Source organism: Sphingobium rhizovicinum, from assembly GCF_042647625.1.
GTDB lineage: Bacteria > Pseudomonadota > Alphaproteobacteria > Sphingomonadales > Sphingomonadaceae > Sphingobium > Sphingobium rhizovicinum.
This window is the reverse complement of sequence record NZ_JBHRVU010000004.1, coordinates 3,334,912-3,349,078: the sequence shown is the minus strand read 5'-3', so window position 1 is coordinate 3,349,078 and position 14,167 is coordinate 3,334,912. Positions and strand designations below refer to the sequence as shown.

17 protein-coding genes and 1 riboswitch are annotated in these 14,167 nt (G+C 63.2%); of the genes, 8 read left to right on the top strand and 9 right to left on the bottom strand.

Annotated elements, in window-relative coordinates; genetic code table 11:
• Positions 1 to 99 precede the first annotated feature (99 nt).
• Both ACFOKF_RS17640 and ACFOKF_RS17635 read left to right on the top strand, forming a co-directional pair.
• On the top strand, positions 100 to 543 hold the full coding sequence (locus tag ACFOKF_RS17640) for a hypothetical protein (RefSeq protein ID WP_380797866.1): 444 nt from the start codon (positions 100 to 102) through the stop codon (positions 541 to 543).
• Between the two features lie 79 nt (positions 544 to 622).
• Positions 623 to 1,498 carry a UTP--glucose-1-phosphate uridylyltransferase gene (locus ACFOKF_RS17635; protein WP_380797312.1) on the top strand — a complete coding sequence of 292 codons (876 nt, stop codon included), beginning with the start codon at positions 623 to 625 and terminating at the stop codon, positions 1,496 to 1,498.
• 178 nt (positions 1,499 to 1,676) lie between these two features.
• Here the strand turns inward: ACFOKF_RS17635 and ACFOKF_RS17630 are convergent, their stop codons facing one another.
• The 3 genes from ACFOKF_RS17630 to ACFOKF_RS17620 form a co-directional block, all read right to left on the bottom strand.
• A complete protein-coding gene (locus ACFOKF_RS17630) occupies positions 1,677 to 1,808 on the bottom strand; it encodes a hypothetical protein (RefSeq protein ID WP_380797311.1) in 132 nt (43 codons plus the stop codon).
• 254 nt (positions 1,809 to 2,062) lie between these two features.
• Entirely contained in the window at positions 2,063 to 4,159 is a 2,097-nt protein-coding gene (locus ACFOKF_RS17625) for a prolyl oligopeptidase family serine peptidase (protein ID WP_380797310.1), read from the bottom strand.
• A gap of 8 nt (positions 4,160 to 4,167) precedes the next feature.
• Positions 4,168 to 4,455, bottom strand: coding sequence for a hypothetical protein (locus tag ACFOKF_RS17620; RefSeq protein ID WP_380797864.1), 288 nt, complete (start codon positions 4,453 to 4,455; stop codon positions 4,168 to 4,170).
• Positions 4,456 to 4,553: 98 nt separating this feature from the next.
• Positions 4,554 to 4,663: riboswitch (TPP riboswitch) on the top strand.
• A 54-nt stretch (positions 4,664 to 4,717) separates the two neighbouring features.
• Here ACFOKF_RS17620 and thiC point away from each other — a divergent pair.
• Both thiC and ACFOKF_RS17610 read left to right on the top strand, forming a co-directional pair.
• Entirely contained in the window at positions 4,718 to 6,613 is a 1,896-nt protein-coding gene (gene thiC, locus ACFOKF_RS17615; protein WP_380797308.1) for a phosphomethylpyrimidine synthase ThiC, read from the top strand.
• Between the two features lie 9 nt (positions 6,614 to 6,622).
• Positions 6,623 to 7,168, top strand: a complete 546-nt coding sequence (locus ACFOKF_RS17610) for an HNH endonuclease (protein ID WP_380797307.1) — start codon at positions 6,623 to 6,625, stop codon at positions 7,166 to 7,168.
• A 37-nt stretch (positions 7,169 to 7,205) separates the two neighbouring features.
• Here ACFOKF_RS17610 and ACFOKF_RS17605 read toward each other — a convergent pair whose 3' ends face one another.
• Positions 7,206 to 7,472 (bottom strand): Txe/YoeB family addiction module toxin, encoded by a 267-nt coding sequence (locus ACFOKF_RS17605; RefSeq protein ID WP_380797306.1) that lies wholly within the window; start codon positions 7,470 to 7,472, stop codon positions 7,206 to 7,208.
• Positions 7,469 to 7,762: a type II toxin-antitoxin system Phd/YefM family antitoxin gene (locus ACFOKF_RS17600; RefSeq protein WP_380797305.1), complete on the bottom strand. Its 294-nt coding sequence runs from the start codon at positions 7,760 to 7,762 to the stop codon at positions 7,469 to 7,471. The genes ACFOKF_RS17605 and ACFOKF_RS17600 overlap by 4 nt, the downstream gene beginning before the upstream one ends.
• Before the next feature lie 51 nt (positions 7,763 to 7,813).
• Between ACFOKF_RS17600 and ACFOKF_RS17595 the strand changes: the two genes are divergently transcribed.
• Together ACFOKF_RS17595 and ACFOKF_RS17590 are read left to right on the top strand one after the other, a co-directional pair.
• Positions 7,814 to 8,041, top strand: coding sequence for an AbrB/MazE/SpoVT family DNA-binding domain-containing protein (locus ACFOKF_RS17595; RefSeq protein ID WP_179043835.1), 228 nt, complete (start codon positions 7,814 to 7,816; stop codon positions 8,039 to 8,041).
• A gap of 1 nt (position 8,042) precedes the next feature.
• A complete protein-coding gene (locus tag ACFOKF_RS17590) occupies positions 8,043 to 8,438 on the top strand; it encodes a type II toxin-antitoxin system death-on-curing family toxin (RefSeq protein WP_380797303.1) in 396 nt (131 codons plus the stop codon).
• A gap of 6 nt (positions 8,439 to 8,444) precedes the next feature.
• On the opposite strand, the gene ACFOKF_RS17585 is transcribed toward ACFOKF_RS17590, so the two are convergent.
• Positions 8,445 to 9,137, bottom strand: coding sequence for a DUF6891 domain-containing protein (locus ACFOKF_RS17585; protein ID WP_380797301.1), 693 nt, complete (start codon positions 9,135 to 9,137; stop codon positions 8,445 to 8,447).
• A 103-nt stretch (positions 9,138 to 9,240) separates the two neighbouring features.
• Entirely contained in the window at positions 9,241 to 9,690 is a 450-nt protein-coding gene (locus tag ACFOKF_RS17580; RefSeq protein WP_380797299.1) for a hypothetical protein, read from the bottom strand.
• Positions 9,691 to 9,832: 142 nt separating this feature from the next.
• Here ACFOKF_RS17580 and ACFOKF_RS17575 point away from each other — a divergent pair, with 142 nt between their 5' ends.
• Positions 9,833 to 10,354 carry an Ivy family c-type lysozyme inhibitor gene (locus tag ACFOKF_RS17575; protein WP_380797298.1) on the top strand — a complete coding sequence of 174 codons (522 nt, stop codon included), beginning with the start codon at positions 9,833 to 9,835 and terminating at the stop codon, positions 10,352 to 10,354.
• A 192-nt stretch (positions 10,355 to 10,546) separates the two neighbouring features.
• Positions 10,547 to 12,397, top strand: a complete 1,851-nt coding sequence (locus ACFOKF_RS17570) for an ABCB family ABC transporter ATP-binding protein/permease (RefSeq protein ID WP_380797297.1) — start codon at positions 10,547 to 10,549, stop codon at positions 12,395 to 12,397.
• Between the two features lie 5 nt (positions 12,398 to 12,402).
• Here the strand turns inward: ACFOKF_RS17570 and ACFOKF_RS17565 are convergent, their stop codons facing one another.
• Positions 12,403 to 13,380 (bottom strand): acyltransferase family protein, encoded by a 978-nt coding sequence (locus ACFOKF_RS17565; RefSeq protein WP_380797296.1) that lies wholly within the window; start codon positions 13,378 to 13,380, stop codon positions 12,403 to 12,405.
• Between the two features lie 105 nt (positions 13,381 to 13,485).
• Positions 13,486 to 14,112, bottom strand: coding sequence for a hypothetical protein (locus ACFOKF_RS17560; RefSeq protein ID WP_380797295.1), 627 nt, complete (start codon positions 14,110 to 14,112; stop codon positions 13,486 to 13,488).
• Positions 14,113 to 14,167: the final 55 nt, after the last annotated feature.

Below are 14,167 nucleotides of genomic sequence, written 5' to 3'. Positions count from 1 at the left end.
GGAGCGCCGCCCTTCCACTCTGGCCTTTCGCGCCGTTAACTGTGCAGGCTTGGCGCATAAGGGAGATTATGGGTCGTGGGCGTACAATTGGTTTCTGACATGAATGTGAAGGCGGTTTCGGATTATGCGCCGGAGGATGCGGCGCTGCTCTGTTCGGTGGGGCGGCTGGTGTGCGCCTGGACCATGTTGGAACAGAGTTTGGAAACGAAGATTACGATGCTGCGGGAGGCGATGGGCGATGTCCGCACCGTGGGCGCCCGCACCCGGCCGACCATGACCAAGCTGATGACCGAATTGCGGACCATGGTGTCGATGCGCGATCGCCGCAACGCCAGCGCCCTGACCGAAATTTCGGGCATAGAGCGCGACATGCAGCGGATCGATCGCTTCCGCGCGCTCATCATCCAGGGCTTTCAACAGCCCGAACCGGGCGGCTTCACCTGCCGCGACGGACGCAACAATATCCAGCATGTTGCGTTGGAGCAGCTCGAAACCGAGATCGAGGCGTTGGAAACGGTCGCCAATCGCCTTCTTGCGGTCTAAGTCCGCTCGCGGCGCTTGACCTTTTTCGCATGTGCGGCAATCCAAAGCCCGGTCGCGTCAGCGTGAAGGGGAACCCAACTTGACCAAACCGATTCGCAAAGCCGTTTTTCCTGTCGCGGGACTCGGTACGCGCTTCCTGCCCGCCACGAAGGCGGTGCCCAAGGAATTGCTGCCCGTCGTCGATCGTCCGCTGCTGCAATATGCCGTGGACGAAGCGCGCGAAGCAGGCATTGAGCAATTCATCTTCGTCACCGGCCGCGGCAAGGGCGCGATCGAAGATTATTTCGACATGGCGTTCGAATGCGAGACGTTGCAGCGCGAACGCGGCAAGGATCTGTCCGCGCTGGAAGGCACGCGGCTCGATCCGGGCAATGCGGTGTTCCTGCGCCAGCAGGAATCGCTGGGTCTGGGCCACGCCATCTGGTGCGCGCGCGACATTGTCGGCGACGAACCCTTCGCCATCCTGCTGCCCGACGAGTTTATGAAGGGCGCACCGGGCCATGGCTGCATGAAGCAGATGGTCGACGCCTATGAAAAGGTCGGCGGCAATCTGGTCTGTGCGCTCGAAATCCCGATCGAACAGACGCCCAGCTATGGCGTGATCGATCCAGGCGCGCGCGATGGCGCGCTGACGGAGGTGAAGGGCCTGGTCGAAAAGCCCAAGCTCGGCACCGCGCCCTCCAACCTGATCCTGCCCGGCCGCTACATCCTTCAGCCTGAAGTGATGAAGATCCTCGCGACGCAGGAAAAGGGCGCTGGCGGCGAAATCCAGCTGACCGACGCAATGGCCGCGATGATCGGCACGCAGCCTTTCCATGGCGTCACCTTCGATGGCCGCCGCTTCGACTGCGGGTCAAAGGCCGGCTATATCGAAGCCAATCTGGCCCTTTCGCTGGAGCGCGAAGACCTCAAGGATCACATCCGCGCCTTCGCAACGGAAGAACTGGCCCGCTAGAGCGGAACGACATTAGATCAACCCTACCACCTCCGTTCGCTTCGAGCGTAGTCGAGAAGCAGGTAATATAGCGCTAGCGTTTAGCTTCGCTGAACTCGGCTCTGCCTCGTTTCTCGACTACGCTCGAAACGAACGGATCAAAATAAAGTCGTCAGGCTCTATATTGCGGGATCGCCCATCAAAAGGCGATGATCAGCCGGACGATCAGCAGCGCCGCGCCCGACAGGGCGATGGCGCCGCCGATCGCCAGTTCCAGCGGGTGGACGATCTGCCGCACGGGCACGGCGATGGCGCGTTCGATTTTGCTCATGCGCTCACTATAGGAGCTCCACTGCGCCTGTCTCACGCATGTTTCCGGTCAGACTGAACGGCCCGACCGATCAAAAGGGCGGCCTTCCCATCGGAAAGCCGCCCTTTTATCGCTTTACTCTTAATCTCGCCCGTTCGCTTCGAGCAGGTTCGAGCGAAGTCGAGAACCGTCTGTCGAGAAGTCAGTGCGTGCGTTCTCGACAGGCTCGAACGGAACGGAGATAGTCATGGTTCAGCGTTCGATTTCCAGCAGCGCTATTTCCCCTCCAGCCGCTGGCTGAAATAGACCATCTGCATCGCCTGCAACCGCGCGCCCTGTTCGATGTCGGCGTCGCCCGAATGGCCGCCGGCGGTATCCTCATAGAAATGATAGGGGATGCCATAGTCCTTCAGCCGCGCGGCGAATTTGCGGGCATGTTGCGGTCCGACGCGATCATCCTTGGTCGTGGTCCAGATATAGGGCGTGGGGTATTTCACCCCCTTGCGAATGTTCGCATAGGGCGAAATCTTTTCCAGAAACGCCTTTTCCGCCGGCACCGACACGCTGCCATATTCATCGACCCACGAAGCGCCGGCCGCAATCTGTTCATAGCGGATCATGTCCAGCAACGGCACCTGAATGACCACGCCATTCCACAGGTCGGGATGCTGGTTGAACTCCACCCCCATCAACAGCCCGCCATTGGACCCGCCATAAATGCCGAACTTCTTCGGGCTGGACAGTTTGCGCGCGAAAATATCCTGCGCCACCGCCGCGAAATCATCATAGATGATCTGGCGTTTGGTCTTCAGTCCCGCCTCATGCCAGGCCGGGCCAAACTCGCCGCCGCCGCGAATATTGGCCAGTACGAAACTATTGCCTCGCTCCAGCCACAGCTTGCCGGTGATCGCGGCATAGCTGGGCGTCATCGGCACTTCGAACCCGCCATAGGCGGTCATGATCGTCGGCGTGCCGCCGTCGGGCGTCATCCCTTTCTTGTGGACGATGAAATAGGGGATTTTCGTGCCGTCGGTGGACGTCGCCTCAAACTGGTCGACCACCAGCCCCGCCGCATCGAAGCGGGCGGGCATTGCCTTCACCTGCGCCGGCTTCGGATCGGCCGCATCCATCGCCCACAATGTCGTCGGCGCCAGGAAGCCCGCGACCGCCAGATAGGCCTTGTCGTCCTTGTCGCTCGCGCTCGCGATGGAAATGGTCGCATTGTCGGGCAGCGCCACCGGCTTGCTGGTCCAGCCAGCGGTTCCAGGGGTCAGCACCTGCACCCGCCCGCGCACATTGTCATTGATCGACAGGATCACATGGCCCTTGGTCGCCGCCACGCCGTCGATCGACTGGCGCGCATTGGGCGCGAACAGGATTTGCGGCTTCAGGACTTCGCCCGATTGCAGCGCGGCCAAAGGCACGGCGGCCAGCGATCCGCTCGGCACGGTCACGCCGCCGCTTTTCCATTCCTCGCTGGTCTGGATCAGCACCTGCCCGTCGACCATGCCCTGCAACTGGCTCCTGGTCGGCAGCGGCAGCTTCTTCACCGCGCCGTCCGTCACCAGATAGGTTTCGTTGCCGAAGAAGGTGACGCCGCGATAGAGGAAGGCGGCCCGGTTGCCCGACCCGTCGGACAGGATCATCGGGAAGGTGCCGACCTGATCGCTCGCCTCGCCGCGATAAATCTCTTTTGCGGCCGCCAGCGGTTCGCCTCGCTTTAATATCTTCACGACGAAGGGATAGCCCGACTTGGTCATGCTCCCTTCCCCCCAGTCGCGCGCGATCAGGATGCTGTCCTGGTCCAGCCAGCCCTCATTCTGCTTCGACTTGGGGATGTCGAACCCGCCCTTGACGAACTGCCCTGTCTCCAGATCGAACTCGCGCAGCGTCACCGCATCCTCACCCCCGTCGGACAGGTTCAGCAGCGCCAGCCTTTCTTCGGGGTCCAGGATATTGGCGCCCTTCCACACCCATTTCTTGCCTTCGGCCTTCGACAGCGCATCCAGATCCAGCACGGTTGTCCAATGCGGTGCGTCGGACGCATAGTCGGCCGGCGAGGTATAGCGCCAGATGCCCTGCGGATGATCGGCATCGCGCCAGAAATTATAGACCCGGCCATGGATCAGCATCGGCATGGCGATCCGGTCCTTGGCCGATGCGATGGCCAGCGCGTCCTTATAATAGCCCGCATAGCGCGGGTCTTTCTGAAAGGCGTCGACCGTCGCCTTATTCTCCGCTTCCACCCATTGCATCGCGCGCGGGCCGGTCCAGTCTTCCAGCCAGACGAACGGATCGTCGGCGGGTGCAGCGGCGGGGGAGGGCGGCGCACCGGCGCCGGTCAACAGGGCAGCGGAAACCAAGCTCATCATCCTTTTCTTCATGTCCGTCCGATCCCCCATTCCATCATTCGCCCCTTTCGGTAACGCCGCCGCAGCACCGCCCCGGCGACCAGCAGGGGCAGGGCGGCAAGGCAGGCGATCAGCCCCAGCCACACCGGCGACCATCCCATCAGGCTATGCAGGCCAAAGGCCGATGGCGCGATCAGCAACAGCGCGCCGATCGCCAGCAGCCATAATCCCCAACGGCGCGGCCGCACCGCCACCATCCGCATCTCATGCCGCAACGCCTTGCGCCCGGCTCTGGTCGATGGATCGATCCCCTGCATCATCATGGGCAAAGCTAGGGCGCGCCCATCCCCGCCGCAACCCCGGCAGGTCGGGTTTCGGGTCGGGGCTTTTCCTTTGTCGCCGCATCGGTTAAGCAGGACGCACCCCGGGGGACCGTCCGCAGATGGTTGAGAGGTGGCTATGTGGCCACGACCCGTTGAACCTGATCCGGTTGACACCGGCGGAGGGAGGGACGCGCGTCGTGACACATGTTCCGTGACACCATCCGCACTCTCTTTCCGCCTGAAGGAGAGAGAAGAGATGGCAGACGTTCCCGCCCGTACTGAAATGCGCGTTACGACTGGACCTATTCGTGGATCGAAGAAAATCCATGTCGGCCCCCGCCGCGTCGCCATGCGCGAAATCCATCTGGAACCGGGCAGCGGCGAGCCGCCCGTGCGCGTCTATGACACCTCTGGTCCTTATACCGACCCGGACGCCCATATCGACATCATGGCCGGCCTCCAGCAGCTGCGTCGCGACTGGATACGCGAACGCGGCGATGTGGAGGACTATGACGCGCGCGCGATCAAGCCGGAAGATAATGGCCTGAAGGGTCCAGATCGGTCAGGCGGCGTGCAGCCCTTCCCGAACGTGGTGAAACGTCCCCTGCGCGCCAAGCCGGGCATGAACGTCTCCCAGATGCACTATGCCCGCCGCGGCATCATCACCCCGGAAATGGAATATGTGGCGGAACGCGAGAATCTGGGCCGCGCCCGCCTCGCCGAATATGTCCGCGACGGCGAAAGCTTCGGCGCCTCCATCCCCGACTATGTGACGCCCGAATTCGTCCGTGACGAAGTGGCCCGCGGCCGCGCCATCATCCCGTCGAACATCAACCATCCCGAATCCGAGCCGATGGCGATCGGCCGCAATTTCCTGGTGAAGATCAACGCCAATATCGGCAATTCGGCCGTCGCCTCCGACGTCGCCTCCGAAGTCGACAAGCTGGTCTGGTCGATCCGCTGGGGCGCGGACACGGTGATGGACCTGTCCACCGGCCGCAACATTCACGACACCCGCGAATGGATCCTGCGCAACGCGCCCGTGCCGATCGGCACCGTCCCCATCTATCAGGCGCTCGAAAAGGTTGGCGGCATCGCCGAAGACCTGACCTGGGATATTTTCCGCGATACCCTCATCGAACAGGCCGAACAGGGCGTCGACTATTTCACCATCCATGCCGGCGTGCGCCTCGCCTATATCCCGATGGCGGCAAAACGCGTCACCGGCATCGTCTCGCGCGGCGGATCGATCATGGCGAAATGGTGCCTCGCGCACCACAAGGAGAGCTTCCTCTACGAGCATTTCGACGAGATCACGGAGATCATGAAGGCCTATGACATCGCCTACAGCCTCGGCGACGGCCTGCGTCCCGGCTCCATCGCCGACGCCAATGACGAAGCCCAGTTCAGCGAACTCTACACGCTGGGCGAACTCACCCACCGCGCCTGGAAACAGGATGTGCAGGTGATGATCGAGGGGCCGGGCCATGTGCCCATGCACAAGATCAAGGAGAATATGGAAAAGCAGCTGCAAGTCTGCGGCGAAGCGCCTTTCTATACGCTCGGGCCACTCACCACCGACATTGCGCCGGGCTATGACCATATCACCAGCGGCATCGGCGCGGCCCAGATCGGCTGGTATGGCACGGCGATGCTCTGCTACGTCACGCCCAAGGAGCATCTGGGCCTGCCCGACCGCGACGATGTGAAGGTCGGCGTCGTCACCTACAAGCTCGCCGCCCATGCCGCCGACCTTGCCAAGGGCCACCCGGCCGCGCAGCTCCGCGACGATGCGTTGTCACGCGCCCGCTTCGAATTTCGCTGGCGCGACCAGTTCAACCTGTCGCTCGATCCTGACACGGCGGAACTGTATCATGACCAGACCCTGCCGGCCGAAGGCGCCAAGAGCGCCCATTTCTGCTCCATGTGCGGCCCCAAATTCTGCTCGATGAAGATCACCCAAGAGGTGCGCGACTTCGCCGCGAAGAAGAACCAGCCCGCCGACGGCTTCCTGGAAGCCGGCCTGACCGGCGCGGAAGTGGCGCAGGCCAGCAAGGCAGCCGCCTTGAAAGGCATGGAAGAAATGAGCAGGCTCTTCAAACAAACCGGCAGCGAACTTTATATGGGCGCTGGCGGCAGGGAGCATGATTGAGGAAAGTGTATGAGTCGGCCGGAACTCCACACGATTGGTGATAGGATCGCGTGGAGTTACGCCAACCTTGCCAGTGTGCATTCGGCATTGGCGGCAGGACGAACCAAACGCGGAACGACAGACTGGATGATTCGCGCCCGGTTGTTTTCCGGGCTGCGCGATGGCGTCATGCAAATCGGCAGTCTATTCGATGATGAGCGTTTGCAACTTATGGATGCACCGACATGCGTCTATTGTGGATCGGACGAATCATTGTCAGTGGACCACCTCATTCCCCGCGCAATGGGCGGTTCGCATGCGCAGCATAATCTCGTTCGGGCCTGTCGCAGTTGCAATAGCAGCAAGGGGAAGCGTGACTTGCTTGCTTGGTTCGAAAGTCGACAGACATCTCCACCGATCATGCTCCTAAGGCGTTACCTCAAGCTGGTAGCCCTTTTCTGTGATGAAAATGGATTACTCGATCAAACAGCTGGGAATATGGAGCATCTGGACCTGCCTTTCGAGTTCGCTCGATTGCCAGAAACTTTTCCTCCACTGACTGATCTCCGGCTTTGAATGTGCAAGGATAGAAATGCATAGGGAGGGGCACGTCTCAATAATGATACCGACACTGCGCCACCTGCAGCGTCTGATCCTTGCCGCTTCCTGCTACCCGATACACCAGCCGATGCTCATGATTGATCCGGCGTGACCACCAGCCTGACAAGTTGCCGCCCAACGGTTCGGGCTTGCCGGTGCCTTTGAACGGATGGCGACGACATTCCTCTATCAAGCCATTCAGCTTGTCGAGCATCTTGGGATCATGTTCCTGCCAGTAACGATAGTCTTCCCACGCCGTCGGCCAGAACGCTACATTCATGGAAAATCGAGGCCCTTCGCCTCGCCGGCCTCAAATCCACGCACGGCTTCCAGTAACCGTTCGGCATTACGGGGCGATCGCAGCAAATATAGCGTCTCTTCGATCGACGCCCATTCGCTCTCGGATACCAGCACCGCACCTTCACCGCGCTGGCGCGTGATGGCGAGCGGCGTTCGATCGGCGACAACCTTGTCGATCATCGCTTTCAGATTCTCGCGCGCTTCGGAATAGCTGACGGATCGCATGGCTTGAATATGGACAAAAGAATGTCCAACGTCAACGGAGCCCATTTTCCATGTGGCTCAATTGCCGGCAATCCAACGGCATGTTATAACGCCCGTATGAACACGCCCCTCAAAATCACGAAGATCGGCAACAGCGCCGGAGTAATCCTGCCCAAGGAATTGCTGGCGCATCTTCAGGCCGCAGCCGGCGATAGCCTCTCGGTAGTTCTCACCCCGCGCGGGATCGAACTCTCGGCCGCCGAACCGGACTTCGACGCCCAAATGGCCGCCGCGCGGGAGGTGATGGCGCGGCGCAAACGGGCGCTACGCGAACTGGCCAAATAAGATGGCGCAGCCAGAATGGGTCTGGGTCACGTTAGCCGTGGCGGAGGCGGCGCACGCTGAACAGATTGCCGAACATGGCGGCGGGGGTGATGCCCTGCGTGATCGCGGCCTGTTCGAAAGCGCGATGGCGCGCCCACAACAATTGGCGCACTATGGCGCGCCGGATGCCGCCGCACTGGCCGCCGCCTATGCTTACGGCCTTGCGCGCAACCATCCCTTTGTCGACGGCAACAAGCGGATCGCGGCGGTGGTCAGCGAAACCTTCCTGCTGCTCAACGGCTATAATCTGATGGCGACCGACGCCGAACTTGTCGTCGCTTTCCAGGAACTGGCCGCCGGCGACCTCAGCGAAGAAGAACTGACCGACTGGTTCCGCCAGAATCGCACCCAACTCTGACCCCGCTCACCCCGCGATTGTCACCAGTCCGCGCCGCTTCTTCCACACCATCGCCACGCTGATCCGCTGGCCCCAGCTGCCGTCCCATTCCGTGCCCAGCCCCTGCGCCTCCAGCGCGGCGACGATGCGATGGCCCACGGCGATGGCGGCGGCTTCGCCTTCCTCGCACGCGCCATAATTCAGGTACAGCCCATGGCCCTCGATCGCCGATTCGGTGTCCTGCATGTGGAAAAAGGCGTAGCCCTGCGTGGCGACGCCTTCCTTCTGCGCCTCCTCCACCTCGTCCCAGATTTCCGATGCGCCGCATGTGCCGCAACAGGTGAAATTCTGCCGGGCGATGATGCCGCCTTCCTCCAGCGCGGCGAAGGCGGCGTCCAGCCGGTCGCAATCGGTAATCTCGTCCCAGTCCCGCTCGGCGGCGCGATGCTCGGCCAGCGCGGCGCGCAACGCGGCGGACGCCTCCACCCGCAACATCGGCCGGGGCAGTTCCTCCTCGAACACCTCATTGGCGTTGGTCAGGATGGCGTCGTCGTCATAAAAGCCGCCTGCCACGTCGCGCCGCACCAGATCGCGCAGCGCGGCGACGGGATCATAGCGGGTATCGGGGGCAGGGGCCGGCGCTGTACATGGGGAAGGCGCTTCCTGTTCCTTGCTCTCAGACTTCGACCCGAAAATCCGATTCCACAAAGATCCCAACATGCGCCTGCCTTGCCTCCTGCGATGCGCCGCGACTGCCCCACCATGCCGCGCGTTGCAGCAAAGGGAAAGGGGGCAATTCGATATAGACTCTTCAGACGCCCGGTCAGGGCGCGGGTTCCAGCACGACGTCCCAATGATCCTGCGTCACCGCCATGCGCCTGGCTTCCTCGGCGTCGAACGCCGCCTTGTCTGGGAACATCCGCGCCTTGGCCGCCGCCATCGCCGCCTTATAGGCTTCGCCAGCGCCCACCCCGTCCGCGCCATGTTTATAGGTGATGGTGGTGCGCACATCCCATCGGGTGCTGCCGCCCATATGGGTGAAGGGCATTTCCATCACGACATCGCTGATATAGCCTTGCCGCATCATCTCGCGCAGCAGCGCCTCATGCTGCTTGTGATAGACGCGCAGAAATTCGCCCATGCCGCCCCATTGGATCCGGTAGTAATTTTCCACCTTCAACGGCCCGTCCGCGGCTTTTGCGGCACCCTGCGCCTGCGCAACGGCAGGGAGGGCGAGCGAGAGGAGCAGGGCGGCGGGCATCATCAGGCGCATTGGGGGCAAAGCCTTTCGGGATAAGGGGAAATCCCCCTGTCAGACGATCCGCGCCGGCTTTTCCGCCGTGGGCTCTTGCCTCGCCGCGCGCGAGGCCGCACCATGGCGGCGATCACCATCCCCTCCGCCCCAAGGATCGCCCATGACCCGTCTGCTCCCTTCCGCCCTGATGCTGCTCGCGCCGCTTGCGCTGGCCGCCTGCACCGGCGGGGAGAAGGCGGACAATGCAGCCGCCCCGAATGCGACCAACGAAACCGCCAATGCCGCCGCGCCCGCCAACGCGGCCGCCCCGGTCCCCGAGACCGATTTCGCCCGCTATGTCGGCCATTATCCGTTCGATAAGGTCGGCGGGGGCAGCTGGCATGACGATCCCGCCGTGATCGCGGCGGTGACGGCGGCGGTCGGCGACAAGGATGTGCGCAAATGGGTGCTGGAAGGCGACGGCCCCTCGACCCCGATCGCCATGGTCGATGGCCGCGTCGCCTCCTGGGCATGCGAGGCGCATAATTGCGGCTCGCATCAATGGGTGACGCTGGTCGATCCCAGGAGCGGCGCGGCGGAAATCTGCTATTTCGATGACGAGGCTGATGCTGACAAGGCGCGCTGGTTCAGCGCCGGCAAGGAGGAGGCCCGCGCCGCGCCCTGCCCGCAGGTCGGCGAATGATCGCCTGTCCTACATTGAACATCGATCCTATCCTGCGAAAAGCCAGCCCGGCATAAGATAGGATCAGCCGCGCGCAACATTATGTCTAGTTCGGCGGGAAATATGCGAAGTTAAGCGAAAGCGCAGCACACCCGCCGGCTCCGCAACCGCCCGGCATTGGATAATCGCGCCACAGCGCCTAGATAGACGCCAATGCCGCCCGATACCGCCACCTCTGCCCCCACGCCGCCCATCTGGGCGACATTGCGGCGCTTCCTGCCCTATCTCTGGCCTGCCGATGCGCCCGCGCTGCGCCGCCGCGTCGTGCTCGCCATGGCCTTCGTGTTGCTGGCCAAGGCGGTCAGCCTCGCCATGCCCTTCGCCTACAAGGCGGCGGTGGACCGGATGGCCCCGGGGATGGAGCCGGCCGCCGGCCTCGCCATGGCGCTGGTCGTCGCTTATGCCGGCGCGCGCTTCGGCAGCGTCTTCTTCGACAATCTGCGCAACGCCGTCTTCGAAAAGGTGGGGCAGGAAGCCAGCCGGCGGCTGGCCGACGATGTCTTCGTCCATCTCCACCGCCTGTCGCTGCGCTTCCACCTCGACCGGCGCACCGGGGCCGTCACCAAGATTGTCGAGCGCGGCACCAAGAGCATCGACAACATGCTCTATTTCCTCCTCTTCAACATCGCGCCGACGATCCTCGAACTGGTGGCGGTCTGCGCCATCTTCCTGGTGAAGTTCGGCCCCGGCCTGGTCGCCGCGACGGTGGTGATGGTCAGCGCCTATATCTGGTTCACCCGCACCGTCACCGAATGGCGCAACCAGCTGCGCCGCGACATGGTGGACATGGACACCAGCGCCGTCGCCCATGCCGTCGACAGCCTGCTGAATTTCGAAACGGTCAAATATTTCGGCGCGGAGGATCGCGAAGCGAAACGCTATGGCGCGGCCATGCGCGATTATGCCCGCGCCGCGGTAAAGTCCGAAAACAGCCTCGCCTGGCTCAATATCGGCCAGTCGCTCATCACCAATCTGATGATGGCCGGGGCCATGGCCTACAGCGTCTGGGGCTGGAGCCATGGCCAGTTCACCACCGGCGACGTGGTGCTGGTCAACACCCTTCTGTCCCAGCTTTTCCGCCCGCTCGACCTGCTCGGCATGGTCTATCGCACCATTCGTCAGGGCCTCATCGACATGGAGGCGATGTACAAGCTGATCGACACGCGGACCGAGGTCGCCGACGCGCCCGATGCGCCGGCGCTGCATGTCGCGGGCGGCGAAGTCCGTTTCGACGCGGTGCGCTTCGGCTATGATCCCGAACGCGAAATCCTGCATGGCGTCAGCTTCACCGTGCCGGCCGGCAAGACGCTCGCCATCGTCGGGCCTTCGGGCGCGGGCAAATCCACCATCGCCCGCATCCTCTTCCGCTTCTACGACATAAAGGGCGGTCAGGTGACGATCGACGGGCAGGACATATCCGCCGTGACGCAAGCATCGCTGCGCGCCGCGATCGGCATCGTGCCGCAGGACATGGTCCTTTTCAACGACACGGTCGGCTATAATATCGGCTATGGCCGCGAAGGCGCGACCCAGACCGAGATAGAGGCGGCGGCAAAGGCGGCGTCGATCCACGACTTCATCATGGGCCTGCCCAAGGGCTATGACACCCGCGTCGGCGAACGCGGCCTCAAGCTATCGGGCGGGGAAAAGCAGCGCGTGGCCATCGCCCGCACCTTGCTCAAAGCCCCGCCGGTGCTGGTGCTGGACGAAGCGACCAGCGCGCTCGACAGCCGCACCGAAACCGAAATCCAGACCGTGCTGCGCGACATCAGCCGCAAACGCACGACCCTGGTGGTCGCGCATCGCCTGTCGACCGTGGTCGACGCCGACGAGATCATCGTGCTGGACAAGGGCGTGATCGTCGAACGCGGCCGCCACGCCGATCTGGTCCGCGCCGATGGCCTGTACGCCATCATGTGGGCGCGTCAGGCGCAGGAGCGGGAGGATATGCCCGCCGAACCCGGCATAGAGGATATATTCGAAGTGGTCGGTCGGCCCATCTGAAGGCGTCAGTGGGTTGGCAGGGGCATGGATTTGGAATCACGCCCCGACTCATCTCTCTGCCCCCGGCCGGGCAAGGACCGGACCATGCCCATCAACGGACGTTCGATGCTCCGGTGCAGCCATATGGCGACCAGCGGCGCGGCAATCATGGCAGCGACCGGCAAGAACATCATGGGCAGCGGCAGCATCGCCAGCAGGCCAAAAACGAACATGTGGCTGAGATAGAGCATATAGGATGCGTCCCCCAACCGGCGCAGCACTGCAATGTCGGGCAGTCGCCCTTCCAGCGACAGGGCGCCAATCACGATCAACGCCGCGCCGGGGGCCAGGCTGAAAAAGGGATCGGCGATCCATCCATGGCTGGCCGCCATCCACAGCAGACCCGCCGGGATCATCAGCGGATGGCCGCGCGGTGCAAGGCGGGCAATGCCCATGCCGATCAGGAACTCCCAGACGAAGGGCGACGAATAATAGGAAAGCAGGCCCGGCAGCGGCGCGGCATAATGGCTGACGCCCAGCAGCGTCAGGATCAGCGCCAGTGCCGGAAAGCGCCAGCGGACCGGCAGGAACAGCGACAGGGCGAACAGCAGGTAGAAGCCCATTTCATAATTCAGCGTCCAGCCCGGCCGCAGCAGCGGATGCGACACGCCATCGGCGCGCGGCAGGGGAATGAACAGGAAGGACGCCAGCTTGTAGAGCGTCTGGCCCGGCATGCTGCCCAGCAACAGCGCGCTGAACAGCCAATAGGCAGGCGCAACCCGCCGTATTCGCGCCGCCAGAAAGGCGCCGGGGCGCACAATCTTGCCGCGGGTCGCCTCGACCATGACAAAGCCGGAAATGAGGAAGAAAATATCGACCCCGCCGACCAGCCATCCGGTCGCGACATAGGCGGGGACAGGCGCCGTTCCCGTACTGCACAGATGATAGAGCGCCACCATCATGGCCGCCACGCCGCGCAGATAATGGACCGACCGGAACCGCATCGTCCCGCCCTAGCCGCGAAATCTTAATATTCGCGCCAGCAGCGGGACTGAAAACAGGCATTGAAAGGGGGGGGTGGGCCATCATCCGGCCCGCCCCAGGCTTCGTCAATTCTGCGAGGTCGTGACCGTGGTGGTCGTCTGTTCCGCAGAGGCCGTGCGCGGCGCGCTGGTCGTGGTCTTGCGGACGATCTTGCGCTTGGGCGCGCTGCTGCGCGCGGCGCTGGCGGTCTTCACCGTTTCGGTCGTCACGGTTGTCGTAGCCGGGCGCGCGGCGGCCGCAGCGGCGGCATTGCGGGCGGCCTGCGCGTCCATCGCGGCGGATGTGGCGGCCTGTTCGGCGGCGTCGGCGCGCGCGTTGGCGGCGTTCGCCTCAGCCTGCGCATCCACCGTCGCCTGCGCCTGCATCTGGGCGTCGGCATTGGCTTGCTGCTGATTTTCGCCGATCATCGTGTCGGCAAATTGCTGCGCCTCGACGGCGGATTTGATCGCGGCCTGCTCCTTGCCGCTCTTGTAGCTTTCCTGCGCCAGTCGCAGCGAAGCCTGCGCCTTGGCCAGCAGTTCGGGCGTTGCGCCGTTCGCCGGCAGGCGCTGGGCGGCATTGATCTTGCCCTGTGCCTGCGCGATCGCGGCAAGGGCGCGTTCTTCGTCGCCGGCAAATGCCGGGCCGGCGGTCAGGGCAAGAGCCGAAGCGGCGAGCACGCCGCCAATGGCATTTCCAAAGATGTTCTTCATGTTTCTCTCCATCCTTGTTGATGATGGCGGTAGAAACGGGCATCTTTGTCTGGCG